General features: G+C 45.4%; 15 protein-coding genes, 1 pseudogene and 3 other annotated features. Of the genes and pseudogenes, 2 read left to right on the forward strand and 14 right to left on the reverse strand.

The genetic code is table 11. From position 1 onward, the window contains the following. Nucleotides 1–33 precede the first annotated feature (33 nt). The 3 genes from fsa to zwf are packed head-to-tail and all read right to left on the reverse strand — an operon-like array spanning nt 34 to nt 4,224. The gene (gene fsa, locus FJQ58_RS31165) at nt 34–699 is read right to left on the reverse strand and encodes a fructose-6-phosphate aldolase (protein WP_139999620.1); all 666 of its coding nucleotides are present in this window, start codon (nt 697–699) and stop codon (nt 34–36) included. Between the two features lie 20 nt (nt 700–719). Further along, the gene (gene tkt / locus FJQ58_RS31170; protein ID WP_140000262.1) at nt 720–2,714 is read right to left on the reverse strand and encodes a transketolase; all 1,995 of its coding nucleotides are present in this window, start codon (nt 2,712–2,714) and stop codon (nt 720–722) included. Next, entirely contained in the window at nt 2,698–4,224 is a 1,527-nt protein-coding gene (zwf, locus tag FJQ58_RS31175) for a glucose-6-phosphate dehydrogenase (protein ID WP_139999622.1), read from the reverse strand. The genes tkt and zwf overlap by 17 nt, the downstream gene beginning before the upstream one ends. Before the next feature lie 129 nt (nt 4,225–4,353). Between zwf and FJQ58_RS31180 the strand changes: the two genes are divergently transcribed. After that, on the forward strand, nt 4,354–5,235 hold the full coding sequence (locus tag FJQ58_RS31180; RefSeq protein WP_139999624.1) for a LysR family transcriptional regulator: 882 nt from the start codon (nt 4,354–4,356) through the stop codon (nt 5,233–5,235). A gap of 150 nt (nt 5,236–5,385) precedes the next feature. On the opposite strand, the gene FJQ58_RS31185 is transcribed toward FJQ58_RS31180, so the two are convergent. Both FJQ58_RS31185 and FJQ58_RS31190 read right to left on the reverse strand, forming a co-directional pair. Continuing rightward, on the reverse strand, nt 5,386–8,514 hold the full coding sequence (locus FJQ58_RS31185; protein WP_139999626.1) for a hybrid sensor histidine kinase/response regulator: 3,129 nt from the start codon (nt 8,512–8,514) through the stop codon (nt 5,386–5,388). 231 nt (nt 8,515–8,745) lie between these two features. Then, nucleotides 8,746–9,870, reverse strand: a pseudogene (locus FJQ58_RS31190) (NADH:flavin oxidoreductase). Nucleotides 9,871–10,116: 246 nt separating this feature from the next. Here FJQ58_RS31190 and FJQ58_RS31195 point away from each other — a divergent pair. Continuing rightward, complete coding sequence (locus tag FJQ58_RS31195) at nt 10,117–10,713, forward strand: TetR/AcrR family transcriptional regulator (protein ID WP_139999628.1); 597 nt, start codon at nt 10,117–10,119, stop codon at nt 10,711–10,713. A gap of 93 nt (nt 10,714–10,806) precedes the next feature. On the opposite strand, the gene ilvB is transcribed toward FJQ58_RS31195, so the two are convergent. The 9 genes from ilvB to FJQ58_RS31240 form a co-directional block, all read right to left on the reverse strand. Further along, nucleotides 10,807–12,531 carry a biosynthetic-type acetolactate synthase large subunit gene (gene ilvB / locus FJQ58_RS31200; protein ID WP_238404409.1) on the reverse strand — a complete coding sequence of 575 codons (1,725 nt, stop codon included), beginning with the start codon at nt 12,529–12,531 and terminating at the stop codon, nt 10,807–10,809. Between the two features lie 66 nt (nt 12,532–12,597). Then, nucleotides 12,598–12,869 (reverse strand) — a binding site (T-box leader). A 59-nt stretch (nt 12,870–12,928) separates the two neighbouring features. Further along, nucleotides 12,929–13,200: a binding site (T-box leader), on the reverse strand. 59 nt (nt 13,201–13,259) lie between these two features. After that, nucleotides 13,260–13,531, reverse strand: a binding site (T-box leader). 70 nt (nt 13,532–13,601) lie between these two features. Beyond that, complete coding sequence (locus FJQ58_RS31205) at nt 13,602–14,312, reverse strand: GDSL-type esterase/lipase family protein (RefSeq protein ID WP_139999630.1); 711 nt, start codon at nt 14,310–14,312, stop codon at nt 13,602–13,604. 18 nt (nt 14,313–14,330) lie between these two features. Then, entirely contained in the window at nt 14,331–15,458 is a 1,128-nt protein-coding gene (locus FJQ58_RS31210; protein WP_139999632.1) for a glycoside hydrolase family 88 protein, read from the reverse strand. 47 nt (nt 15,459–15,505) lie between these two features. After that, on the reverse strand, nt 15,506–17,131 hold the full coding sequence (locus FJQ58_RS31215; RefSeq protein WP_139999634.1) for a response regulator: 1,626 nt from the start codon (nt 17,129–17,131) through the stop codon (nt 15,506–15,508). A gap of 5 nt (nt 17,132–17,136) precedes the next feature. Then, a complete protein-coding gene (locus FJQ58_RS31220; protein ID WP_139999636.1) occupies nt 17,137–18,861 on the reverse strand; it encodes a sensor histidine kinase in 1,725 nt (574 codons plus the stop codon). A 49-nt stretch (nt 18,862–18,910) separates the two neighbouring features. Continuing rightward, entirely contained in the window at nt 18,911–19,789 is an 879-nt protein-coding gene (locus FJQ58_RS31225) for a carbohydrate ABC transporter permease (RefSeq protein WP_139999638.1), read from the reverse strand. A 14-nt stretch (nt 19,790–19,803) separates the two neighbouring features. After that, nucleotides 19,804–20,697: an ABC transporter permease gene (locus tag FJQ58_RS31230; RefSeq protein ID WP_139999640.1), complete on the reverse strand. Its 894-nt coding sequence runs from the start codon at nt 20,695–20,697 to the stop codon at nt 19,804–19,806. A gap of 100 nt (nt 20,698–20,797) precedes the next feature. Beyond that, nucleotides 20,798–22,522, reverse strand: coding sequence for an extracellular solute-binding protein (locus FJQ58_RS31235; protein ID WP_162341887.1), 1,725 nt, complete (start codon nt 22,520–22,522; stop codon nt 20,798–20,800). 97 nt (nt 22,523–22,619) lie between these two features. Beyond that, nucleotides 22,620–26,810, reverse strand: coding sequence for a polysaccharide lyase family 8 super-sandwich domain-containing protein (locus FJQ58_RS31240; RefSeq protein WP_139999644.1), 4,191 nt, complete (start codon nt 26,808–26,810; stop codon nt 22,620–22,622). Nucleotides 26,811–26,945 lie beyond the last annotated feature (135 nt).

Consider the following 26,945-nt stretch of genomic DNA (forward strand, 5'->3'; position numbering starts at 1 on the left):
TCCCCTGCTTTGCTTATGAATGGTATATGGTTATTATTGGACTGCTTTTTTCCAATCTGCTGCAAATTTCTCCATCCCTTGATCGGTCAAAGGATGCTTAGAGATTTGTTCAATCACACTGAATGGGATCGTAGCAATATGTGCACCCGCCATTGCAACGCGAGTCACATGATCGGGATGACGGACAGAAGCCGCGATAATTTGCGCGTCCAGGTTATGGATACGGAATAATTCAGCAACTTTCACGATTAATTGAACGCCATCTTCCGAAATATCATCCAAGCGGCCAAGAAACGGAGATACATAGGTAGCGCCAGCACGGGCAGCCAAAAGCGCCTGATTCACTGTGAAGATCAAAGTGACATTTGTTTTTACGCCTTTTTTGGCGAGATAGCGGCATGCCTCAAGACCGGCAAGCGTCATCGGAAGCTTGATGGTAACGTTTTTATCGTTATTGTTGATTTTGATCAATTCATTTGCTTGAGCGATCATTTCTTCTGCGGTTTCGGCGTCAGGCGTTACTTCGGCAGAAACGGATTCAACGTCCGGCACTTCTCGCAAAATTTCTGCAATCCGATCTTCGAATTTCACTCCCTCTTTGGCTACCAAAGAAGGATTCGTTGTCACGCCAGATAAAACTCCAATTTTGTACGCCTTTTTAATATCCACCAAATTTGCTGTATCGATAAAAAATTTCATAGTCATAAACCTCCAATTTTTTATTTGTTTAGCAATTCTTTAGTCAAGCGAACGACGTTGTCAGCAGAGAATCCAAAGTATTCCATAACTTCATTGCCTGGGCCTGAAGCGCCAAAGGTGTCAATAGACAACACTTTTCCGAATGGTCCGGTGTACCGCTCCCAGCCTAACGAAATTCCCGCTTCTATCGCCAATCTCTTCGACACGGAATCAGGAAGAACCGATTGCTTATAGTCATCAGGCTGACGATCGAACAGTTCCCTGCTCGGCATCGCAACCACACGGACCGAGTGGTTATCCCTCTCCAGCTCAGCTTTAGCGCTAACGGCAAGTGAAACCTCAGAACCGGTAGCGATCAAAATGACGTCTGGTTGACTGTTTGTTTCAGCAAGTACATAAGCGCCTTTTGCCACGCCGTCTATATTTGCTTTTGTCGCTTCATAAACGGGCAGATTCTGCCGGCTTAATACGAGCGCTACCGGGCCTTCTTGCTGTTTCAGCGCATATGCCCATGCGCTTGAAGTCTCATTGGCATCCGATGGACGAATCACCGTAAGTCCCGGGATTGTACGAAGTGCAGCTAGATGCTCAACAGGCTCATGCGTCGGTCCATCTTCCCCGACCGCAATGGAATCATGCGTAAATACATAGGTGACTGGCAGCTTTTGCAAAGCAGCCAACCTGATCGCAGGCCGCAAGTAATCGCTGAATACGAAGAACGTACTGACAAACGGTTTAACCCCTCCATGCAAGGCCATGCCATTGCCGGCTGCCCCCATGGCATGCTCACGGACACCGAAGTAGATATTGCGCCCAGAATAGGATTCAACGGCAAAGGTTTGCTCCCCGCGAATATCCGTCATCGTCGAGTGAGATAGGTCTGCGCTGCCGCCAAAGATCGATGGGACGGTTTTAATGTAATGATTAATAGCTTCACCGCTTGCAATTCTTGTTGAAACGGTTTTGGAAGAGTCAAATGTTAGTATGTCTTCCGCATCAATCGACACGGATCCATCGATGACTTGCTCAAGCTCCTTGCCTTGCAGCGGATACTGCTCTTTATAAGAAGCAAGTAGACCATTCCATTCCGTTTCCTTGACTTCGCCCTGCTGCTTTAACTGCTCGAAGTGAGCTTTAACTTCTGTCGGAACCGTAAACTCTTCCTCGTACTTCCAGCCGTAAACTTCCTTCGTTGCAATCGCTTCTTCTTTGCCAAGCGGATTGCCATGCGCTTTATTGGTTCCGGCTACTTTCTTGCTTCCATAGCCAATAATCGTCCGAATTTCAATAATGGTCGGCTGTGAATCATTTTTCTTAGCTGCTTCAATCGCTTTAGTGATTTGCGCAACGTCGTTGCCGTCTTCCACTCTTAAGTAATGCCAATTAGCGGATTCGGCTCTCTTCTGCATATTTTCCCCGAAGGATAGGTTTAGATCCCCATCCAATGAAATATCATTGGAATCATACAGTGCAATTAATTTGCCCAGCTTCATGTGTCCTGCCATGGACATTGCTTCGTAGGAGACACCTTCCATCAAGCAACCGTCACCGACAAGCGCGTACGTATAATGATCGATGACTGGAAAGCCATCTTGATTGAATTTTGAAGCTAAATGGGCTTCGGACATCGCCATTCCTACTGCCATTGCAAGCCCTTGGCCCAGAGGCCCAGTAGTCGCTTCAACGCCATCCGTATGCCCAAATTCGGGATGACCTGGAGTTCTGCTGTTCAGCTTGCGGAACTGTTTTAAATCATCAATGGATACCTTATAGCCAGACAAATGCAGCAGGCTGTAAAGCAAAGCTGAGCCGTGGCCTGCAGAAAGAACGAAGCGGTCGCGGTTAAACCATTTTGCGTGCCCTGGGTTTTGATTCAACTGGTTCGCCCAAAGAGCATACGCCATTGGCGCAGCCCCCATTGGCAGCCCAGGATGTCCTGAGTTTGCGCTGTTAATCGCATCAATAGACAACGTACGAATTGTATCAATAGCTAGCTGTTCAATCGTTTGTGTGATAGGCATATTCTTCTCCTTTAATTGCTTCTATTTTTTGTTTAGGCTTGGAATCGAACCACCAATGATAGCCGTCTCTTGCCAATAGCTCATCGGACTCGGCAGGTCCATAGGTGCCTGCCTCATAGAGATGAAGGGGAACAAGATTTTCTTCAAAGGCGTTCAGGATCGGCTGCACCCATTTCCAGGACAGCTCAACCTCATCCCAATGCGCAAAAAACGTTGAATCTCCATTCAAGGCATCGTGAATCAAATTTTCGTACGCCTCTGGCACATCGTTGCGACTCGTATGAAAATCGATATGAATAGGCTTGAACTCCCCTTTATGCTGGGGATCTCTTGTGTTCAATTGCAGCGAAATGCCTTCATTGGGGCTAATTTCAAACACAAGCAGATTAGGCTGCTTAGTGTCATCAATGGTGTGGGATTGCTGTTTGAGCGGTTCTTTGAATTCAATGACGATCCGGGTCGATTTCTCCTTCATTCGTTTCCCTGTGCGGATGTAAAATGGAACGTCCCGCCAAAAATAATCGTCGATTTGCAGTTTGGCAGCTATAAAGGTGTCATTCATGGATGTAGCGGCAATTCCCGGTTCAGCTCTATAACCGGCAACCGGCGTATCCTGAATTACTCCCGCTTTGTACTGCCCGCGAATCACGCTCGATTTAACCTCATGTTTTTGCAAAGGCTCAACGGATTCCATAACCATTTTCTTTTTTATACGTACATCCTTGGAGGTACTGTTCTTCGGTAGATGAATCGCCAGCATCATCAGCAATTGCAGCATATGGTTTTGGAACATATCCCTCACCGCACCAACATGGTCGTAATAACCCGCTCTTTCCTCGACGCCGACGGTTTCGTTAGCCGTGATCTGTACGTTCGCAATATAACGATTGGTCCATAATGCCTGTAGAACCGGATTGGATTGTTGTAGAACTTCGAGCTTCTGCACCATGGGTTTGCCAAGATAATGGTCAATTCGGAAAACCTCATGCTCCGCAAAAGACTTGCTTAGTTTCTCATTCAGGTCCCGGGCTGATTGCAAATCATGGCCGAATGGCTTCTCGATCACTAGACGCTTCCAGCCATCCGCTGAACCAAGTCCGCTTTCTTGGATATTGGATGCGATGGTCTCAAAAAATTCAGGCCCAACGGATAAATAAAACAGTCGATTCGGCGCAATATCAAGCTCTTTCTCCCGCTGTTCAATCACCTGCAGCAGCTTCACGTAATCCTCTTTATGACCTACGTCTAATACTCTATAGCGGAATGCTTGCAAGAAGCTTTTCATTAATGCAGGATCGTTCGCCTCACGTCTAGAGAAGGTACTCAGCGATTTTTCGACATTTGCCTGAAAAGCTTCATCCGACACTTCTCTTCGGCCTAGACCAATGACAGAGAAGGATTGCGGCAGCTTCTGATCAACAAACAAATTATATAAGGCCGGGTATATTTTTCTTTTGGCTAAATCCCCCGTCGCTCCAAACAAAACAAATGTTGTTGCCTCCATTTTTTTCTAACTCCCTTCAAGCATGGTTTCCCTTAATTCGATGAATCAATGGCTTCTTTTCCTTAGTTCAACTATAATACGAATATCACCTATACAAGTAATTAATATATTTCACAGGAGCTATAGACCATGTCTATGAACAACTATGAGTTATATAAGGTTTTTTATTGGGCCGCGAAGACAGGAAGCCTGACACAAGCTGCCAAATCCTTGTACATCACCCAACCGAGCGTCAGTCATGCCATCAAACAGCTGGAAGACAGCTTTGGCATCACTTTGTTTTACCGAAACTCCAAAGGCGTTTCCCTAACTCAGGAAGGGGCTATCCTCTACTCCTATATTGAAAAGTCGCAAATCCTCATTTCGTTGGGGGAGGAAAAACTCGCAGCGCTAAAAAATCTCGACAGCGGCGAGCTTAGAATTGGCGGTAGCGATTCACTGTTTAAGCATTATTTGCTGCCGTATTTGGAAGAGTTTCATCGGAGCCACCCCGGCATCAAGCTGCAGCTGATTCATGGCACCACGCCAGAAGTCATTGCATTCTTGAAAGAAGGCAAAATTGATCTTGGTGTTGTCCGTATGCCGATTGTTGATCCTCAGCTCGAGGTTAGAGAAGGAATACAGCTTCAGGATTGTTTTGTCGCGGGGGCTCATTTTTCAGAGCTTAAGGGTGTGGCGATTTCGCTCGATATGTTGCTCGCATATCCCGTTATCTTATTCTCGCGCAACAGTCGCGCCCGAATGGCCATTACGGAATTGTTTCAAGGCTATGGCTATGAGCTCAAGCCCGAAATTGAGGTCGGAAGCGTCGATCTTCTCATTGAGTTTGCACGGAAAGGACTCGGAATCTCCTATGTGACTAGAGAGTTTGTCTCCAAGGAGCTGGAAGAAGGCTCGCTCTTTGAAATCCAGTTAGAGGTGCAGCTGCCTCCTTCCCAAGTAGGAACAATGATTATGCGCAACATGCCGCTCTCTAGCGCTGCAACGAAGTTCATTGAGCTTGTCAGATAGGCAGCTTAATATCGAAACCATCATCTGTATAACGACAAAAAAGGAATGCCTAGGCATTCCTTTTTCTTGCTTGTAAGGTATTAGTTACTCCACTATGCATTGATTAAACTAAACGGTCAACCTGTATCCATTTTCTTTCTTTAATATCCATTAATCCTTAACCGGAATGGTAAACGACACCGCTGTTCCTTCGCCAGGCTCACTTTGAATATGCAGCCCTTGGCCATATAGCTGGGTTAATCGACTATGCGTATTAAACAAACCAATGCCACGTTCTTCTTTGCCCACCGGAGATAGCAGCTTCGCCACTTGTTCCCCATTCATTCCGATACCCGTATCCGATATTGTAACACGAATAGCGCCTGCTTCACTCTTTATTCGAATGCTCAGAGTGCCGCCCTTTGCCTTACTTAAAATGCCATGCCGAACCGCATTCTCCACTAGCGGTTGGATCGTTAATGGCGGAATCAGCACATCGTCCCTCTCCCATTTTACGTCCCATTCGATCTGCAGCCGTTCCTCAAAGCGCTGCTGTTCAATGTACAGGTAGTTCTCCACCAGTTGAAGCTCACGCGAGAGTGAAACCAGCTTGCCAGCGGTCAAGAAGTCGAAGCTAATGCGCAAATAAAACGTAAAAGCCTCTACAAGTTTCCTCATCTTGTCTGAATCAATCTCACTGAGTGCCGTAATCGAATTCAGTGTATTAAATAGAAAATGAGGATGGATTTGCGCTTGCAAATAAGCAGCCTCCATGCGTAAGCGGTCATTGACGGCCTGTTTCAGCGACGACAGCGACCATGCGCGATATTTCAACTCCATGGCATCCACTGGCTTGGTAACATAATCGTTGGCTCCTGCACGAAACCCCGTATAGATGTCTTCCGGTTCGCTGCGGGCCGTCAACAAAATAATAGGCAGCTCATAAAGCGTATACCGTTCTCGGATCAATCGGGTCAATTCATACCCTGACATTCCCGGCATCATTACGTCAGCAATCACAAGATCCCACTGGTCTTGATGCAGTTTATCTAGTGCCTCACCAGCAGAATTGGCAGTTCCGATATCATAATTTTCTGTAGACAAGATATGGGTAAGTACCTTGAGATTGATAGAATCATCATCAACAGCTAGCACACGAATTTGGTCGACTGCGCTGGAGAGCTTCGAGATGTGATCAAGCTCCTGACTTGTAGTGCTGACAGCAACCATAGCGGCAGTCTCCGTTGCAATCTTAACTAAAGCCGCCGACCACGCCTCCGAATCCATTTCTGCAGGAGTTGACAATAAAGGTACAGAAGGCTGCGAACGCTCTTCATGCACTGCTAATTTGAAGCTGAACACGCTTCCTTCTCCTGGCTGCGATTGTAAGAGCAGCTTGCTGCCATGCAATTCAACCAGCTCTTTGCAAATGCTAAGCCCAAGCCCCATGCCTCCCCCGTCAGTAGAGCCCTGTTCATAGGGGATAAACGCGCGCTTTTGCAAGATTTCATCCATTCCAGCACCTGTATCCCTGATTTGCAGCAGCACTTGGCCCTTTTCATATTTTGCTGACAGCTCTACAAAGCCATTCTGCGTATACTTTAGTGCATTATGCACCAAATTAATAAGAATCTGTACCAAGCGTTCCTCGTCTGCATCTACATGCGGCAGGTCCTCCGGTATATTCATGCGCAACTCAACCTTTGTACCTTCGCTCGAAAACCTAAGCATGTCCAGTACGCCAACAGCTACAGACTGCACGTTTACCTTTGTCAAACGGACCGAAATTCTTTTTTCCTGCAATCGTACGACATCAAGCAAATCATTTAGCATATGCGACATCCGGCGACTGACCATGACAAGCAGCTCCATATCGCGCTGGCTTTGTTCATCAAGCACTTGTTTTTTTCGAGTCAGTACGCTCTGGGCAATGTTCATAATGCCATGCAGAGGCGTCCGCAATTCGTGAGACGTATTCGCAAGAAAACGATCCTTAAGCTGATTAGCCTCAGCCAATCGTTCATTAAGCTGCATATTTTCATCGGAATTATTAAAATATCTTTTGAACCAATAGGCAGAGAAACTCGTAATGGCAGCTATCAAATCAATCGGATAAAACATAAATTGAGAGGTACCCGCATAATACACCGTCCCCCACAAAATATTATTGATAACGCATACGACAGAGAACACCAGGAATAATGCCCCTTCTCCCCTATTAAGCACCATCCGCATGAAATAGTAGGCCGTCCAAAACAAAGGAACATAGTATAGGATCATATAGTGTTCTTTTTCAAGTGAATACAGCACCATTTCCGCCGGGGCAATGGCAATAAATAAGGTAAAGGCAATAAGCAGGAAGATGTATTCATACAAAAGCACGCCTTTTCTTCTTATACCGCCAAGACCTCTTCCCATCAGCAAGAGGAAAAAAGAGAACCACATGAAGGCGAATGCTTTTATCTTCAACATCCATGCAAAGCTCGTGTCCATCCACATAAACAATAGCCCATGATGATTAACCGCAACCGTCATGGCTGATGCTGCCATCAAAAAGAAAAATACAATAAACTCTTTTTTTCGCCTATTCATTAAATATATGATTAGCGCATACATCGCATGAAGCATAAAAATGACGCAAACGATAAGCTGAAAGGCAATCGAATACAAATAAACCTTATTAACCGTTTCATGTGTGCCAAATTGTACGGACCGAACGATGCCACCTTGGAGCGGTGACTCTTGGTTTGCTGCCCGTACGAATACGTTGAGTTCCATCTGATCCTTCTGTGCATAGGTGACCATAAAAGATTTGGTTTCCGATACATGTTTCTCCTTGGATTCGGCAAGCACGCCGAACTTCGCCAGCACTTCCCCATTAATTTCGACTTGGGAGGCCGTGTAGATCGACTGAAACCATATGCTTAGCGGCTCCGATAACGGACGGTCCAGCAAAATCCTTACATAATAGGTACCGTATCCATAGCTATCCATTTGGGCAGGCTGAAATGCAGTATTCCAGTTGCCCGGAACCTGCAGCATTTGATCATGTGAAGCGTCAACAAAATTAGTTGAACCGATCCACTGACCAGGGTAAAATAACCACTCCCCATCTATTGGAATCGATTTTTGATTCTCAAGATCTATGCCTCTTAAATCAAGCAAGCCTTGCTTCACCGTTGGAGGATTAGATAATGAAAGCCAATCTTGCCAACTCCATCGTACGGAAACGAGGATAAGAATAAACAATGCTAAATAAATGATATGACTGAGCCTAATCTTATTTTTAGATGTTTTCATGAGTGCCTCGTTCGTTGCATATTCACCATGCCGTATTGATGATTCATAATCCGCTTCACCTTCTCTTAACTTGCCACTATCTTACCATATTACCTCTCGCTACCAGAAATAAAATGACATATTTTTATAATTGAATAGATTCATTCGGCTTGTATAGGGATGGAATGCAAAAAAACACTCCAATATCGGCGATTGCCTGAATTATTGGAGTGTATGTTTATTTAAAATAGGTTAAATAAGAGTACTAAGTGCTTCTGGAGTGAAGGGTAGAAGCTCATCCATTCGTCCTTCTCGTATTTTCACAGCCCAAGCAGGATCGGCGATAAGTGCTCGTCCGACGGCCACCAGATCAAACTCATTGTTGTTCAGTCTTTCAAGTAGATCATCTATATCTTTCTGGCCTGCCCCTTTGCCTTCGGTGTAAAGGCTAGTAAATTCGTTATCAAGGCCAACCGAACCTACCGTAATCGTCGTTTTACCCGACAATTTCTTTACCCATCCAGCGAGGTTAAGATCGGAGCCTGCAAATTCAGGCTCCCAGAAGCGGCGAGTGGAGCAATGGAAAATGTCTACGCCTGCTTTGACCAGCACGCTCAGCAATTGCTCTAGTTGTTCCGGCGTTTCAAACGGCTTTGCTTGGTAAGCGTTCATTTTCCATTGCGATAGTCGAAATGCAATCGGATAATCGGGGCCAACTGCAGCCCGGACTGCCTCAACCACTTCGATAGCAAATTGAGCACGTCTGATGATATCGCCACCATAACGGTCTGTTCGCTGATTTGTTTTCTCCCAGAGGAACTGGTCAATGAGATAACCGTGAGCGCCGTGAAGCTCGATTCCGTCAAAGCCGATTCGTTTCGCATTTGCCGCTCCGCTTGCATAGGCTTGTATAGCTATCGCGATTTCTTCTTCCGTCATTGGCTCTGTGACTTGATTACCTTCCAAATCAAGCCCGGATGGACCAATCGAGAGCACCTCTGAATTGGGCTGAGATCCTAGCGGGCGCGCCATGCCCATATGCCATAGCTAGGGAAATATTTTACCGCCGGCATCATGAACTTGTCTGACCACTTCCGCCCAACCGTTCAAAGCAGATTCTCCATAGATAGCCGGCAAACTCGTCTCGCTAGTCGCAGCGGGATGGTCAATCACGGTACCTTCCGTAACGATGAGACCGACGCCATTTTCTGCACGCTGGCGATAATAGGCAGCTACATCCGGCCCTGGCACGCCATTTGGAGAAAAACCTCTAGACATTGGAGCCATCACAATTCGACTCTGCAAGGCTAACGAATGAAGGGAAAACGGCTGAAATAGAAGATCTGTTGAATGGCCTTTCTGCTGCTGATTATTCATAAATGGAACCTCCACTATTTATATTTTATCGCCTGCTTCACTGCATGAATTACACTACCTATGCAATGGGGGATGAATGAAATATTAGCAAGGTTAGAAAGGTCATTCAACCGACAAACTCACCATTTTGTTGCTTAAACGAAAGGAGTTGAAAATTGTTGGTTAACCCAGAAAAACAGTTGTCGAGAAAGCAACACCTGTTATAATAGAGGCATCAATTGCTTTGCTGAAAGGAGGTATTAGAAAATGACTGGCCTATTCACTCCCAATCCTACCGATCCGCGTGTTATTCGAACGCGTCAACTCATATTGGATGCCTTCGTCGAGAACCTGAATAAAATGGACTTTAATGCCATTACCATCAGTGATATTACGAAGAAAGCGACGATTAACCGAGCTACTTTTTATGCGCATTTTCCTGATAAGTATGCACTGCTTGACGCGCTTTTTTCGGGTACTTTTTTGGATTATATTATCAAGAGAGTTGATGCCGACGCCATGTTGACGAAGGAAACCATTGAGCAGCTCATTATTTCTTTGTGCGATTACCACGAGTCAACCAACCGCTGCGTCAAAAAATATGATTCCGTTGCACCCATCAATGAAAAAAACATTAAAATTCAATTAGAAAAATTCATTCTTCAACTCCTATCACGAGAATCAGAAAAAACAGATTCGAATAAGTTAGAACTTACAGCCACCATGCTCTGCTGGTCACTCTATGGCATAACCTTTCAGTGGAATATCGGGGGAAGAAGCGAATCCCCTATTGATTTGTCAAAGAGAGTGTTACCCATGATTTTTAATGGAATTAGCTGGTTAAACACCACTGCAAAAGAGTAATGTCTACCACTCCTCTTCATAAAATAACAGCTCGCTGCTCCATACCCATTGGCAATTTTGCAGAGTTCCGAAATACTAAGCCATAGGAACCCGTCAGTCCCCCATAATCATTTGGTCTAACGTAGTTCCAGCAAGAACCATCGGATATACGTTCTCATCTTTCGAGACAACAAACTCAACGAGCACAGGCCCTTGCGTTGCCATTGCTTCCTTCCAAATGAGGGAAGCCTCTGCTTTTGTCGTTGCTCTCCGTCCTTTGATTCCGTAGGCTTCTGCCAATTTTACGAAGTCCGGGCTTCCAGCAAGATCGATCTGGCTATAACGCTTGTCGTACATGAGCTCCTGCTGCTGTCTAACCATACCGAGAACTTGATTATTAATAACGACAATTTTAACTGGAATTTGATGAATGGAACAAATCGCCATCTCTTGAGCACACATCTGCATGCCTCCGTCACCATTCACAGATACCACAAGCCGATCCGGATTTCCGATCTGTGCACCGATTGCAGCTGGAAACCCGAATCCCATCGTTCCAAGCCCTCCAGATGTAATGAGTGAACGCGGGCGATTAAATTTGTAAAACTGGGCTACCCACATTTGGTGCTGGCCTACATCAGTCGTAATAATCGCATCGCCGCGCGTTGTTTCACTGATCATTTCAATAACAAATTGCGGTTTCAGCTCATTCTCGGAATCCTCGTAGCGTAATGGATACTTTAATTTATTTTCTTGAGCTTCATGAATCCAACGGCCGGATTGAGAAGGTCTAGCTTTCGGAATCGCATAGCTTAGGACAGCTTTAATATCGCCGATACAAGCAATATTCGTTTTAATGTTTTTACTCATTTCAGCAGGATCAATATCGATATGGGCAATTAATTTGGCATGCGGCGCAAAACCATCGACTTTCATCGTCACCCGGTCATCAAATCGTGAACCGATGGAAATAATCAGGTCTGCATTTTGAATAGCCATATTCGCTGAATACGTGCCATGATGGCCAAGCATCCCGAGACTAAGGGGATGACCACTCGGGAATCCGCCCAAACCAAGCAATGTAGATGCCACTGGTATTTTCGTTTGATCCACAAACGATAGCAGCTCGGCGGATGCATTGGAATACACCACGCCGCCACCGGCAATAATGACAGGTTTTTCAGCAACAGCAATTGCCTGAATTAACTGTTCGGTCTCCATTGGGTTTATGCTCGGAGCTCCTGTATAGCCTCTAATGCTTAGTCTATTCGATGGTTGGAAGCGGATTTTTTGATTGGAAACATCTTTGGGAATATCAATCAAGACCGGCCCTTTCCTCCCAGAGTTTGCAATATAAAATGCTTCGTGGATGATTCGCGGGAGATCGTCTGCGTCACGCACCAAATAGTTATGTTTCGTTATCGGCATGGTCATGCTAACAATGTCCGCTTCCTGAAACGCATCGGTCCCCATCAACGCTGTTGAAACATTCCCCGTAATCACAACAAGCGGAACCGAATCCATATAAGCGGTAGCAATTCCGGTCACTAAATTTGTCGCTCCCGGTCCAGAGGTGGCAATACACACACCTACTTTCCCTGTCGACCGTGCATAGCCATCCGCCGCATGGACAGCTCCTTGCTCATGTCTAGTCAAAATATGCTTGAAATCCGGATGGCCGACCATGGCATCATAGATATAAAGTACATTTCCTCCAGGATACCCAAATACACACTCCACGCCTTCCGATAACAAACCTCGCAAAAGAGCCTCAGATCCCGTAATCCAATCATCCGATTGTTGAACGGAATGTTGCGTCGACATCAATCCTTTTTCCATGAAAATGCCTCCTTGAATATAAATAACCCCTCTCATCCTTAGGCGACAGCATACTGCTGCCAAGCCTATAGGGACGAAAGGGGAACATTTCGTGGTACCACCCTGATTTGCCGAAAATCTTGCGATGTCAGCCTCAAGAGGTAAGGTTTCCCTTACCTGCCGCACGGTAACGTGTGCCATTCCGTTTGAGCCTACAGATCGCATCCATACTGGATACGACTTTCGGGTCAAATGCTCCGAGACGACATTGTACAAAAGGATTATGGCAAAGGTTTCAGCGTTTCCTTTGCTCTCTGGGCATAAGAGCCTTCGTACTTTTTTCTCTTCATCGCTTAATATAGGTTTAAATGCAAATAACCCCTCTCATCCTTGGGCGACAGCATACTGCTGCCAAGCCTATAGGGACGAAAGGGGAACATTTCGTGGTACCACCCTGATTTGCCGAAAATCTTGCGATTTCAGCCTCAAGAGGTAAGGTTTCCCTTACCTGCCGCACGGTAACGTGTGCCATTCCGTTTGAGCCTACAGATCGTATCCATACTGGATACGACTTTCGGGTCAAATGCTCCGAGACGACATTGTACAAAAGGATTATGGCAAAGGTTTCAGCGTTTCCTTTGCTCTCTGGGCATAAGAGCCTTCGTACTTTTTTCTCTTCATCGCTTAATATAGGTTTAAATGCAAATAACCCCTCTCATCCTTGGGCGACAGCATACTGCTGCCAAGCCTATAGGGACGAAAGGGGAACATTTCGTGGTACCACCCTGATTTGCCGAAAATCTTGCGATTTCAGCCTCAAGAGGTAAGGTTTCCCTTACCTGCCGCACGGTAACGTGTGCCATTCCGTTTGAGCCTACAGATCGTATCCATACTGGATACGACTTTCGGTTCAAATGCTCCGAGACGACATTGTACAAAAGGATTATGGCAAAGGTTTCAGCGTTCCCTTTGCTCTCTGGACATAAGAGCCCTCGTACTTTTTTCTCTTCATCGCAATTTATATTGGAGCTTATGTTAGCATAAAGCCAAACCTTTTTCAATCCCATTTTGAACATTACTATAAGCTCTAGCTAGACACTCATATGAATACCTTTTTGTTCCATAGTATCAATTAGTGCACTTGCCATTATATCATAACCAAGCAAGTGAGGGTGAAGTCCGTCGTCGGCAAGTCCATCGCGCAGCCGCACGCCATCTTCAGCCGTCATAAGTGAATGATAATCGACATAAATGGCATTTTTCTCTTCAGACAGCACTTTCAGCTGACGATTTACCTCGACGATACTCGCATTGCGAATATCATTGTTTCCTGATTGCGGCATATACGTAGGCAGCACCGAACAAACGATTGGCGTAATTCCATTCTCCTGAGCACTCTTCACCATTTGCCGAATATCATCAACAAGCCCCGCAATAATTTGATCTGCCGGTTTCCGGTCTAATGCTGTCCAGCCATCCAAAGCCCAGAAATTGTTTACGCCGATTTTGATTGCAACGTATTTCGGTTTGAGTTGGATAACATCGGCATCAAATCTTCTTAATACATGACTGCTTATATCTCCGCCAATTCCGCGATTTACAATGAATTGCCCGCCGCGGCCAAAGTAGGTATGAAGTTCCCACATATGAGTGATAGAATCTCCGATAAATACAAAATCGACGGGTACTTTATGAGCAATCAGAATTTCGTTGCCGATATCAAATTCTCCTCTTCGGCTATCCGCTGCAGCTGTAGTGGCAAAGAAGCCCGGTTTTACGATGTCCATTCGTTTTGTTGTCATTTCACAAATCCTCTCCGTCTATTTTGTTTTTGAATTTCCCGAATTTTTAAGCTTTAGCAATGCTTCTACAAAATAATAATCTCCATAAATGAGCGGTGCATCCACATAGATGCCTTTATCGAAATAACCGGTTGCATGCAGCAGCAATCCTTCCTCATCCAGCTCCCATGCGCCATAATTCTCATACAAGGAATGAAGGATCTCTTCAGCTACCAGCTTATACTCCGCCCCTTCTTCCCCCGGCAGTAGTATAGCAAGTTCCAATAGACCTGAAGCAGCAATTGCAGCAGCGGAGGAATCTCTAGGGACAGCGTTGCTAGCATTCGGCATTCGAAAATCCCAATAAGGCACTTTATCCGCCGGCAAATGATCGATATAAAATTTCGCGATCCGCTTGGCAGCTTTCATATAATCCTCTTTCCCCGTATAGCAATAACAGAGCGCAAATCCATATAATGCCCACGCAGCTCCTCTTGCCCAAGCTGAATCCTTGGCATAGCCTTGTCCTGCCAGTGCCTCAATTCGCTCGCCTGTCTCCGGATCGAAACTTACGATATGGTGAACGGATCCGTCGGAAAGAACAAATTCTCGAAGCACCGTATCTGCATGCAAGGATGCAATATGCCGGTACCGGGGATCGTCAATCTCCTGGGAAGCCCAGTAGAGAAGCGGCAAATTCATCAGGCAGTCAATAATTGCCCAACCGCTGTGATCCTCTCCTCCCCAGTTCGGCCATGCGCGGACAAACCCGCCTACAGGATTGAACCTTCCAGCTAGCAAGCTTGCAGCCATTAACGCATGGCGCTTGGCATCTTCATCTTGCAAGATCAGGTATTGATTCATGCTGCTTAAGCCAAACATAAAACCAACATCGTGATGCAATGGATCAAATTCCCAGAGCGTCTGACTGATTTGCCGTTCGCATTCCATAGCAAGTAGTTTCATTGGCTCCTTCTTCGTTTCCCGGTAAACTAACCACAGCAGGCCCGGCCAAAATCCGGCTACCCAATCATGAGGTGAACTTCGCTCGTACCGACCATTTGCCGATCCATTCGGGAACGATGCCCCTATGGATTTGCTCGTCCGATCTATTTTTAGAATGACTTTCTGCCAAGCTTGTTCTACCCAATCCGTCTTTGTACGCATCTGCTTCCTCCCTTCTCCAAGCCCATCTGGGTAAGTTACAGTGAAGACTATCTTTTTCGATAGATTTCAGGTGTAACCCCATAATATTTTTTAAACGTTCTGATGAAATGCTGTGAGCTTTGGTATCCTACCCGCTCCGTAATCTCATAGATTCTAAAGGACGACTGTTCCAATAAAATCTTTGCTTTCTCCATACGGGCACGCAAGATGTATTCGCTTAAATTTTCTCCCGTAATTTCCTTATAAATTTGAGATAAGTAAATTGCATTCAAGTAAACGGAATCTCCAATCGATTGAAGCGTCACATCTTCTCCAAGATTCTGCTCAATATAGGAGTGGACTTTATTCACCAATTGACGATGATTATCATCGATTTGCAAAGACCCCTCATCAAATAAAGCATCTAGGATGACAAGACTCCACGTTTTCAAGAGCTTTGCTGAGTGAATCGCATTATGTTCCGCGCGACTGGAGGCCGACCCTACGATATCCTCCAGCACTTTGCCATTCTTGTGTGCGAGGTACGTGAAGCTGCTTAACAAATGCAAGTACGCTTCGCGTAGATGCGCTTGTGAATCCGATTGGGAATGCTCCAGTTCGCTGAAAATGTCCGAAAGTTTATGATTCAGCTTCTCCCGATCCCGGGTATCCATTAACCGAATGAGCAATGGTTGCTCATATAGGGAGCGCAAAGGCTTCATAGCCCGATCGGTGCCTAGCTGAGGCGCTGAAATAATCATTCCCCGCTGCTGATTGGACTTCATTAGCATAGATAGGAGGGATGAATAGGCAGCAGGAATCTCCTCTGGAAATTGCGCCGGGTTAGCAACATAGGTCGTAATTTGCCCTTTTAAATAATAATCGACATTTTCCGTAAGCCTATTGGCAAGCGTGAGCCAATTATGCTCCTGCTCGTCATTCCAATGTATGGCGGTCTCCTCATCCTTTGTCTTAGGAAGCAGCAGCATAATCAAATGCCCCTGCGGTGCTTTGCATCCCCAAATATGATAGGAAACTGAAAATAGCTCCTCCGCCATATTCAGAACGGCAAACTGGAACAGCTTCATATCCGCCGCGCCATAAGATTCGTAGAAATAAGGATCTAATTTAATGGCTACCATCTTCACTTGATGACCGTAAGGGAAGGGAATCCGATACATATCGAGCTTTTCCGTTAATTGATTCATCGAAATGCCTGTATTTTGCAGCACATCAAGCAGCAGGTTTTCTTTCAATAAAGGAAGGTTCTGATGCACAATAGACGTCGCATATTCAAATATTTGATGCTGCTTCCGCTCATTTTGGCGCTTGTCCACGATCTTGCTGACCGCATCTAACAGGACCTCGTCTCGAACAGGCTTAATGAAATAATAGATGGCATGCAGCTCTATCGCTTGTTTCGCATATTCGAATTCGGCATATCCGGTAAGCAAGATACAATCGATATTCTTTTTTTGCTCATTGACGAATTGAATGAGCTCCAGCCCAGATATGCCCGGCATACGAATATCCGTGATCAAGATATCAATCGCGTGCGTTCGAATGATTTCCAACGCGACTTGGCCGCTATATGCCGTATGAATCTGAGAGATTCCATATTGCTCCCATGGCATCGTTGTAGCCAATGAATCCACTTGGTGCTTCTGATCATCCACGATTAACAAAGAAATCATACGGTTCACTCCTTCTCGACTATTTCCCAATAAAGTTCGATTCGTAAACCGCCCATAGCAGAGTGATCGATGTGAATGCCGGAATGCTCTCCAAAATAATACTTTAAGCGATGATTTACATTCCAAAGACCTGTTCTCTTCGTAATATTATTCTCTTGCCCTATGGTTTGGCGAAGCCTTTGCAGCGCATCAGAGGTCAGTCCCGATCCATTATCTTCGATAATCAGCTTGGAAACAGGGCCTTCCCGTCCTATGATTGTGATTTGTCCTTCTTCCATCCGTTCTTCCAAGCCATGGACGATAGCATTTTCTATGATGGGTTGGACGAGCAGTCTCGGAATTTGCATATCCAGCATGCTGTCCGGAATTGTGATCGTGTATTGCAGCTTATCGAGTTGAGAATTCATAATGTCTAAATAACTAATAGCGAGGTCGATTTCCTGCCGCAAAGTAGCGACAAGCGATTCATTGCGGGTTGTATATTTATAGTAGTCTCCTAAATTATGAGCCATAGCGATGACCGATTGGTTTTTGTTCATTTTCGCCATATTCACGATGTAGGCCAAACAGTTATACAAAAAATGCGGATTAATCTGCGATTGCAGCTGCTTCATAACAGCCTCTCGTGAACGAACCTCCTCCGTGTAAACACGTTTAAGCAGTTGATCGATTTCGATCGCCATACCGTTAAACGAATCGAAGAGCTGCTGGAACTCGTTTTTTCGACGGTTTTTAATTTGATAAGCGAAATTTTTATTTTTGATTTGCTCGACACCGCGGATTAACATACGGATAGGCACTTGGATATGAGAGTAAAGTAACAACGCTGAAACGATTCCGAATAGAAATAAGAGCAATAGGATGACATAGAATAGATTTCTACTAAGCACAACCGGTTGCAAAATTTGGTCCAGCGGTTCGATATCGACCAGGCTCCATTCCATCTTGCTGGATCCCAGTGTATAAAGCAGATATTTTTTTCCGTCAATCTTCACAATGGTACGAGATTTGCCTGCGCTCGTATATTGTTCAAGCGGATAAGTCTCCATTACTTGTTGAATCAGCTTAGTATTCGCTTTGCTGCTGTAGACCACCTCACTTGGGCTGTGATAAAAAAAAGCATCGCTATGGCCGGCCAAGGTGAAACCATCCAGCAGGTTGGTAATATTTTGCGTAAAGAAATCGACGCGGATCACAAGATCAGCATTCATAAGATTGTCAGGATCAACTTGAAAAGGCGAAACAAAATACCTAGAGAACGCATCCATTTTCACGCCATTGACATCCACTTTATTCAGCTTCCAATTCGGTGTGTATTGCGTTTCCACTTCCGATTCACCGAAGATTGCGGAGGACATCGTAGATAACGATAGATCGCTTTTTGGAAAATAAATCGAGATGACATTCATGACTTGATTTGTAATGCTGAACAAGCTGAGCTTGCTCTGAATGGATTGAATAACATTTTGCCGATCGTATCCGGATTGAGGCAAATTCCCAAAGGACACGTTGCGTATTTCGGGATCCTTCGCAGCTAATGTCGCATACATCATATTCTGATCCAGTAATCGCTCTATATCATTCAGAAAGTAGGATAATTTCTCTTCATTTCTAGTATTAATCTGGTCTTCAATCACGCTTACGCTCTGTTGATTCGTATACGTATACAATCCGATGATTGGTGTCAAAATTAATACAATAAGTAGAATTACCTTGGTAATGACATTCAAGGATCGCGCCTCCCCACTCCATTTCCTACTATTGTAGCATGTGTGCGGGTTATTCTTTCACCGAACCTAGCGTCATTCCCTTCACAAAATATTTTTGCAGAAATGGATAGACAAGTAAAATGGGAAGCGTTCCTATAAAGATGAGTGCAGACTTTAACGAACGTTCCGATAGACTCTCCAAATCGGATGGGTTGAGTCCTATCTGCGTATAATCGAAGCCTGCGATCAAAGCCTGCAAGAAGGTAGCCAATGGAATTTGATTTGCCTGATTCATATAAATCATGCCATCAAACCATGAGTTCCAATGAAATACCATCGTGAAGAGAGAGAGTGTAGCAATGGACGGCAAAGAGATCGGGAAGAAAATAGTGAAAAGTATGCGGAAATGGCCTGCGCCGTCAATTGCGGCAGCTTCCTCCAGCTCTTTAGGTATTCCGCGGAAGAAATTCATCATAAGAACCACGTTGAAAACATTGACCGCAACGGGCAGGATCAATGCCCATAGCGAATTCATTAATCCTGCCTTTTGCACGACAAGATAAGTCGGAATCAATCCGCCGTGAAACAGCATGGTGAATACAAAAAACCAGGCGTACACGGTTCTTCCTCGAAAATACCGATTATCCTTGGACATTGAATAGGCAGCCAGCATCGTAAGTGTCATGGAGAGAAGCGTCCCAAAAACCGTTCTCAGAACGCTAACTCTGAACGCAATTAAAAAATTATTGCTGTTCAACGCTTTCTCGTAGGCGTCCAGAGTGAATCCAATTGGCCATAGCTTAACCAAAAAAGAAGTCGTCGCATAATTCGAGCTTAACGATACAGCCAGAACGTGAATCATCGGAAGTATGCAGAGCAAGGCAACAATCGATAAGAACACATGGTTCGAATACTGAAAAAGTCGGTTAGAGATTTTAGGTTTGAGCATCGTTTTATATCCTCTCAGAAAATCCTGTAATTGGCATATTTAGAGGCTAATTTATAGGTTGTAGCGATCAATATGAACCCAATGACCGATTTGAAGAAGCCAACCGCCGTAGCCAAGCTGAACGAGCCTTGCAGTAGACCTACGCGGTACACGTACGTATCGATAATATCGCCTTTCTGGTAAACGAGCGGATTGTACATATTGTAGACTTGATCAAAACCTGCATTCAGGATATTCCCTAAAGATAATGTAGCGATTACGATGGCAATCGGGATAACCGCTGGAATCGTAATGTGAATCGCCTTCTTGAAATTGTTGGCGCCGTCGATATCGGCAGCTTCATAAAGACTCTGGTTAATTCCTGTCATGGCAGCCAAATATATGATTGTGCCGAATCCAAATTCCTTCCATACATCGCTCGTCACTAAAGTGAACCGAAACCACTCCCCGCTGCCCAGAAAAAAGATGCGATTAAGGCCAAGCCCTTCGAGCAGTTGATTGATTAAACCGTTAGTAGCTAACAAATCTGTTAAAATGCCGCCGAGAATAACCCAATTCAAAAAATGCGGCAAATAAATAAGCGATTGAATCGTTCTTTTGAACAGCATGACCCGCACTTCGTTGAGAAATAAAGAGAATGCAAATGGTACGATCGAGCCAATGATGATCTTAAACACGGCAATGATGAAGGTATTCCAAATCACCTGTAACGCCGTTGGGTCATTAAACATAAACTTAAAGTGCTTCAGGCCGACGAAGGGTGACTTCAAGATGCCAAGCCATGGCTTAAAATCCTCGAAACCGATTAAGAATCCGGCCATCGGAATGTAATTGAAGATGATTAATAATAAGACTGAGGGCAGCAGAAAGATATGAAGCGGCCATGTTTTTCGAAAATACATTTTCATCCCGTAATTCTCCCATCGGTGCTTGATTATGAATAAGCAAATGCGGAGTGAAATCATTAGCCTTGCACTCCGCATTTACTACTTAATCATGTACGTTATGTCACTTCAAACTAGCAACGGCTTCATTCACTTCTTTCGTAATTTGTTTGCCGCCCTGATCGTTCCATTGCTTAACGAAGGTGTCGAAATAATCCAATGGTTGTTTGCCATAAATGATCTGTAGGAACGTTTGCTCTTCTAATGTAGAGAGCTGATCCCACTTCTCTTTCATGGTTGCGGTGTTAGCACCGTAAAATCCGCTTGGCACGTCTTGCGCAATCTGCTCATAAGCTACGGCGAAACCATCAATCGTCAATTTGCCATTGCTTGCTGCAAGTTTCTGCTCAAAGACATTATCCAATTGCCCTGATGCGACGCGCTGATAAATATTCGGGCCTTCCATTACATTGGTAGGGGATGTTCCGGATGAAGGAGAAAGCATCAAGTACGCATTAAGACTCACAATGCCATCCGGAACGTCTTTCCATTCGGTTTTGCCGTCATTCAATACGTAGTCATACCCTTCGCCGTAGCCCTTATCGAACGGACATTTCGGATCCTCGATCGCACAGCCATACAACGTATCCCAATATTTGAAGATCGCTTCCATTTGGGTAAAGTCTTTGCTGAATACATAAGTTCCGTAGGATGGCAAGGATGCTTGCCGCCCCACTTCCCCATTCACGCCAGCCGGTAACGGATATGGCTTAATGTCAAGCGCTTGATTCGTTTTCTCTGCTTCCGCAACCGCTGTGCCAATCGGCCAGCCTCCGGACCATCCGGGTGCAAATGCGATGCCGGCTTTGCCCGACGTGAAATCTGCCATCGCTTTAGCTGCATCCTGCGTTCCAAAATCAGGGCTTAAATATCCTTTAGCGAACCAATCCTTGAGTTTCCCAAGGCCATCCTTAACGCCTGCAAGGGTTGATCCGTATTGCAAATTGCCGCTTGCATCCTTAATCCATAAATAGGGTTGGTCCTGGCCGAATATGAATGAAGTATCAGCCATGTAGTTGCTCGTTGGGTGATAGTAGCCCGTATTCCCACCCAATGCCAATCCGTACGTATCGTTTTTGTTATTTCCATCTGGATCCTGATTAGTGAACGCTTCCATAACCGCATCAAATTCAGCAATGTTGGTAGGAGCTTTCAAACCTAGCTTATCCAGCCAATCCTGACGAACCCACATCACTGTAGCTCCTACGATTCCATTGGATATGGTTGGCAAACCATATACTTTGCCGTCTCGTTTAACCGAATTCCAAATTTCCGGGTTTTTGATATAGGAGTCTTTGACTCTCTCCGTTGCATATTTCTCGAAAGCCTCGTCGATCGACTGAATTTTGCCTGAGGCAACTAGATCCTCAAATAAAGTTCCTGATACAGAAAGGACATCCGGCAGCTCTTCTCCGCTAGTCATCGCCAGGCGTACCTTCGTCTCCAAGGAATCGGTAACGACCCATTTATACTTCGTGACAATCCCAAGATTATCTCTAAACCAGCGGGAAATGGGGTTATCTTCCGGTGTATCACCATTCCTCAGCTTATCCGAGGGCTTTAATTGGAGCGCTGCCGTAATCGTAACCGGAGGATCAAATTTCGTCCGGTCATTTGGCTGCGGCGCTGCCGGCGGATCTTCCTGATTCGAGCTTGTTGGACTAGCGCTTGCCGAAGGTTGAACTTCAGCTGGATCTCCATTATTTGCGCCATTCGAACACGCGGCCACCATGCTCATGCTTACAAGAATACTTATGATTACTGCCAATAACTTTCGCTGCCCTTTCATTGTACTCCCCCTCATTTATGTTCCTTACACTTTCTATTATTTCATCCGCGCTGCTTGAATGGAATGATCCATTCTCAAGATCATGAACTTCCGTTAGTTATGTTTCATCGCTTGTAATCACAACTTTGCCAATCTGTGGGTTCCAGGTATTGGAAGAGCTATGCTTATAAACGATTTTTAAATATTGAGTTCCTGCCGGCAACTCCCCGCTATAATTTACTTCGTTCCAAGAAGTGCTCACCGTTATTTGATCAGGGGTGAACAGGGTATACGTTACATTGTCCGTTGAGACGTAAAAATGAAAGTCCGTGGTTGGTTCATATTTCCAGAACCAGCCTTCCATTGAAAACTGCTTCATATCCCTCTGCGGCGCAGCGGCGTAGACGATATACTCTTCCGTATTTGTTCTCCTTGCTAGCCTAGACGCATCCCCGTTAAAGGTTGGGGCATTGGACGAGTCGAAATAGAGATTCGCGCTGTAATTAAACATCTTTGAAAAATTGTTCAGCTCATCAACGACCGTCACTTCAGCAGTTGGCGCCTCGCTTATGATCTCGATTTTGCCAATCTGCGGATTCCAAAGTTTACTCTGGATGTGCTTATAGACTACCTTCAAATACTGAGTGCCTACCGGGAGGTCACCGCTATAATTCACTTCCTTCCATCCTGTGGTTCCAACCAGACTATCAGGCGTATACAACGTATAGGTCACATTATCCGGTGAAGTATAAAACTCAAAATGGGTGACCGGCTCACCGGACCAGTACCAAGCATCCATTGCGAATTGCTTCATTTCTAATCCCGGCGCAGCCTTATAAACCAAGTATTCGCTCGTATTCTGCGTTCGGATGACACGCGACGTATCCCCATTGAACGTTGCCGATTCGCCGCGATCAAAGGTCAAGTTAGCGCTGCGGGCAAACACTTTCGAAAAATCATCAAGCTCGTCGACCAGCACACCTGGGTCTGCAGGCGCTGGCGGTACGGGATCCGGTGTCGGCGTAGGCAATGGCACCGTCACGGCTTCGTCATATTGAAATTTGACTTTATGCGACTTTCCATCCAGATCACCGGTGTTCACCTCAAACTTGATGGTTGGACTTAGCTGCAATACCGTAACAGAAGCATCCTTCTCCATCACGGAGAGGCCAGACTTAAAGATTTCGTAGGTAACTTTCGGTTGGAGATGAGTAGGATCGGATACCGCTACATCCAGTACGCCTGATTGGTCATCCAGCATAATAGAGGACGGATTGGATGCCGTTAAATAACCGAAAGTGCTCGGAACAAAGAAATTCGCTCCTGTCACGCCTAGTGACGTTTCATGGACAGCTTGAACGTTTGCGTTGTTGATCAGCACTTCAATATCCGGATTGACGCTGTAGTCAGCCGTTTGCGCTGCTGTCTTATTCGGAAGCAGAACGTAAGCATAGTCCTCATAAACTGGACTTGTGCCATGGTCAATCGATAAAGTAAGATAGTTTTTCGTCAAGATTGACGTCGGACCGGATTTATTTAGCTGTGACCAGCTGCCCTGCGATGCTTTCCTCAAGCCCTTAATATCCTCAGATTCAGGGAAATAATAACCCCCGGTTCCTTCCAAATAAGCATAGGAGACATTATTCATGTCCTCTGTCCAGCCGAGACCTTCCGGTTTGACTACTCCGTCTACAATGAACTGCTCGTCTCCTTTGACTTTTTGTGTGGAGTGAAGCGGATCCAACACGGCCCCTGCCGCAAACGGAGCGTAAAATTGAACCTCTGAAATGCTATTCGTCAGATCGAGATCATTGCCGTTTACTATAATCTTGACATACCTTGCGCTTGTATCTGGGAAATCATAAGCCGTTATTTCTGATGTCAGCCCTTGATTGTGGCCACTGTAGACCGTTGACCAGGTATTGTCATCCGTAGAGGTTTGAATCTCAAAGGAATACTCCCTTTCGTGACCCAACGGGAAGCTGAGGCCAGCATATCCAACCTGAACGTCGCTGCCAAAATCATATTTTAACCATTCCCCGCTGCCCGTAGATGTCCATGCTGTTCGAATATCGCCATCATGAGTGGACGGCAGCTGAGGGGACGCCAAGCTACTCGTTATTTCCGTATAATTTAGCGGTGCAACCGTAGGAGGAATGATGATATTCCCAGCCGTACAAGGAGCATAGATCTGAATTTCATTAATGCTGTTCCATAGATTAGAAGAATTTCCATGGCCCACGATTTTCACATAACGTCCTTGCGTATCAGGAAAATCAAAAACTTGAATAATCGAGTCATTGGCAACAACGGACGAATTTCCGCTGTAAACCTGATTCCACGTTGCAAGATCCTCCGATACCAATACATCGAAGGTGGTATACCGCGTTGCTTGAACAAAGAAGCTCATTCCGATATAACCAATTTGCTGGGTCTTGCCAAGATCATATTGAATCCATTGGCCGTCTCCTGAGGAAGACCATCTGCTGCCTAAGTTATTGTCAAACGTATTCTCCGGCAAGTTGCCGTCATTTCCGCTATCCGTAACTCCCATAACCTTGTGGCGCAGCGGTTCACTGCCAACCGGAAGCGATCCGGGAGAATCCATATCGATACCTTCCGTAACCCTCGCCGTGTTCAGCATTCTGTTCTCAACCGTTGTTTCAATTGTCCGGTTATCGGTACTATGAATGCCGGCACCAAGGGCGACGATCTCGTCATCGAACATGAACCATGACTTTTTGGCTGTCAGCGTGCTTCCATATCCTTTCAAATCCATGCCCGCTGCTGAATACTCGCCGCGCAGCTCCGTACCGCCCGCCCACGTGCTTGGGCTTAAGAAGCCTGCGCCTTCACTGTCAGATCTCGGCATCGTATCAACTGTCGTGCCTGGCAAACGATATTTGTCTACCGTTGGCCAATAATCCGTGTATTGTTTCAAATCATGATTGTATAGATAAGTCATGCCTGCACCTGTATACCAGCCTTTATAATTCTCATCATTAGTCGATTCATAGCTCCCAATCCGATGGGAAGACATGCTGACCCCGAAGCCGAAGCCTGGGCGCAGCTGCACCGCCTGATCCATTCCGGCAAATACTTTTGCCTTAACGAGCTCCCCCCGAGGCGTAATACTCGCATCCGCCACAATCTCCTTCGCCAAACGAACGATGCTCAAGTTCGCGCTTTTGTAGAAATTAAATCTGGTATCCGCCTGAATCCATTGCTTCACCATAGCTTTCATTCTCGCGGCATCCACGGGAGGCGCCAACTGGGATAATCGTATAATAGACGAGATGACAGTATGCCCTACAACATGATCCTGCTCGCTGTTTCTGGATATGACTCTTCCTCTAGTCATATCCATCATTGCACCATTATAAATAAGCGGTTCATAGGAATCATAGATCCATTGATAGACATGACTCGCTTCCGGTACAATCGGCTCCCATGGCGAATTGCTTAGTAAATACAAGACATTTGCAAGCTCTTGCAGCAAGCTTGCTCCATAACCGCCGTTGTAAGCGTATACATTATGTTGAATAAATGACCCGTCCTCATAAAAACCGTCCCCGGTTGTTACATAATCGAATACGGGGCTCAGCGCATCTCTTGCGGCAGTCAGCTTGCTGGATGAATTCACGATGACGCCGCGCAAGCCTATGATGACACACTTCCACATCAGATTTGCCCCAGTGGGAACCAATGTACCGTTATTCACTTGATTCGGATCAGGTGAAAACTTCTCAATCGCATTCATGTAATTGGTGATTTTAGTCGGCGTACTTATTAAATCATCATATAGGAGTACGACAATGTCGTTAATATGCAGCGGTGTACCGATTTCCCATTCCCACCAATTGCCGTACTGGGATTTGCTTTCGTTATACCGATTTGCATACATCCAATCTAAAGCACCGATAATGTCAGCCTTCAGTGCTTGGTCTCCAAACAAGGGCGAGCCTACCGTACGATAAGCCAGAGCCATGCCTTTAATTCGCAAATAAGCGCCAGTGATTTGGGAAGAATCCGTTGTGCTGGTCAAATCGCTCCATAGATAAGTTCTTCCTGCCGACTTGTTCAAGGTGCTCCAGTTGGTTTGACTTATCGCGTTGATCTTGAATGCAATGTCTGAATCATTCGTGTCATAATCATCTCCCCCTGTCAGAAATTCATACCATTTCTCTCTCATCGCGTCATAATCATCGCCAGTTGCATGTACGCTGACTAACCCGACTTGTCCAATCGCTACAGATAAAACCGTCACAATCAGTACTACCTTGATGGTTAACCAAAATCTTCTTATCAACAAACCCACCACCTTATTCTAATTTGAATTTCGGCTTCATTATTTCATTAATAATAGAGGAATGAAATGATCCGATTTCAAGATCATGAACTTCTCTAAATAAAAAGTGCACCCTTAGGGTGCACAAGAGGATAA

The sequence above is a fragment of the Paenibacillus paridis genome (assembly GCF_006345825.1).
Classification (GTDB): Bacteria; Bacillota; Bacilli; order Paenibacillales; family Paenibacillaceae; genus Pristimantibacillus; species Pristimantibacillus paridis.

What these genes read in the sequence shown, in the direction of transcription:
- FJQ58_RS31185 (WP_139999626.1), bottom strand. Translation starts at nt 8,514, where the DNA reads ATGAAAACATCTAAAAATAAGATTAGGCTCAGTCATATCATTTATTTA.
- ilvB (WP_238404409.1), bottom strand. Translation starts at nt 12,531, where the DNA reads ATGGAAAAAGGATTGATGTCGACGCAACATTCCGTTCAACAATCGGAT.
- FJQ58_RS31195 (WP_139999628.1), top strand. Translation starts at nt 10,117, where the DNA reads ATGACTGGCCTATTCACTCCCAATCCTACCGATCCGCGTGTTATTCGA.
- FJQ58_RS31210 (WP_139999632.1), bottom strand. Translation starts at nt 15,458, where the DNA reads ATGCGTACAAAGACGGATTGGGTAGAACAAGCTTGGCAGAAAGTCATT.
- fsa (WP_139999620.1), bottom strand. Translation starts at nt 699, where the DNA reads ATGAAATTTTTTATCGATACAGCAAATTTGGTGGATATTAAAAAGGCG.
- zwf (WP_139999622.1), bottom strand. Translation starts at nt 4,224, where the DNA reads ATGGAGGCAACAACATTTGTTTTGTTTGGAGCGACGGGGGATTTAGCC.
- FJQ58_RS31230 (WP_139999640.1), bottom strand. Translation starts at nt 20,697, where the DNA reads ATGAAAATGTATTTTCGAAAAACATGGCCGCTTCATATCTTTCTGCTG.
- FJQ58_RS31215 (WP_139999634.1), bottom strand. Translation starts at nt 17,131, where the DNA reads ATGATTTCTTTGTTAATCGTGGATGATCAGAAGCACCAAGTGGATTCA.
- FJQ58_RS31225 (WP_139999638.1), bottom strand. Translation starts at nt 19,789, where the DNA reads ATGCTCAAACCTAAAATCTCTAACCGACTTTTTCAGTATTCGAACCAT.
- FJQ58_RS31205 (WP_139999630.1), bottom strand. Translation starts at nt 14,312, where the DNA reads ATGACAACAAAACGAATGGACATCGTAAAACCGGGCTTCTTTGCCACT.
- FJQ58_RS31235 (WP_162341887.1), bottom strand. Translation starts at nt 22,522, where the DNA reads ATGAAAGGGCAGCGAAAGTTATTGGCAGTAATCATAAGTATTCTTGTA.
- FJQ58_RS31180 (WP_139999624.1), top strand. Translation starts at nt 4,354, where the DNA reads ATGTCTATGAACAACTATGAGTTATATAAGGTTTTTTATTGGGCCGCG.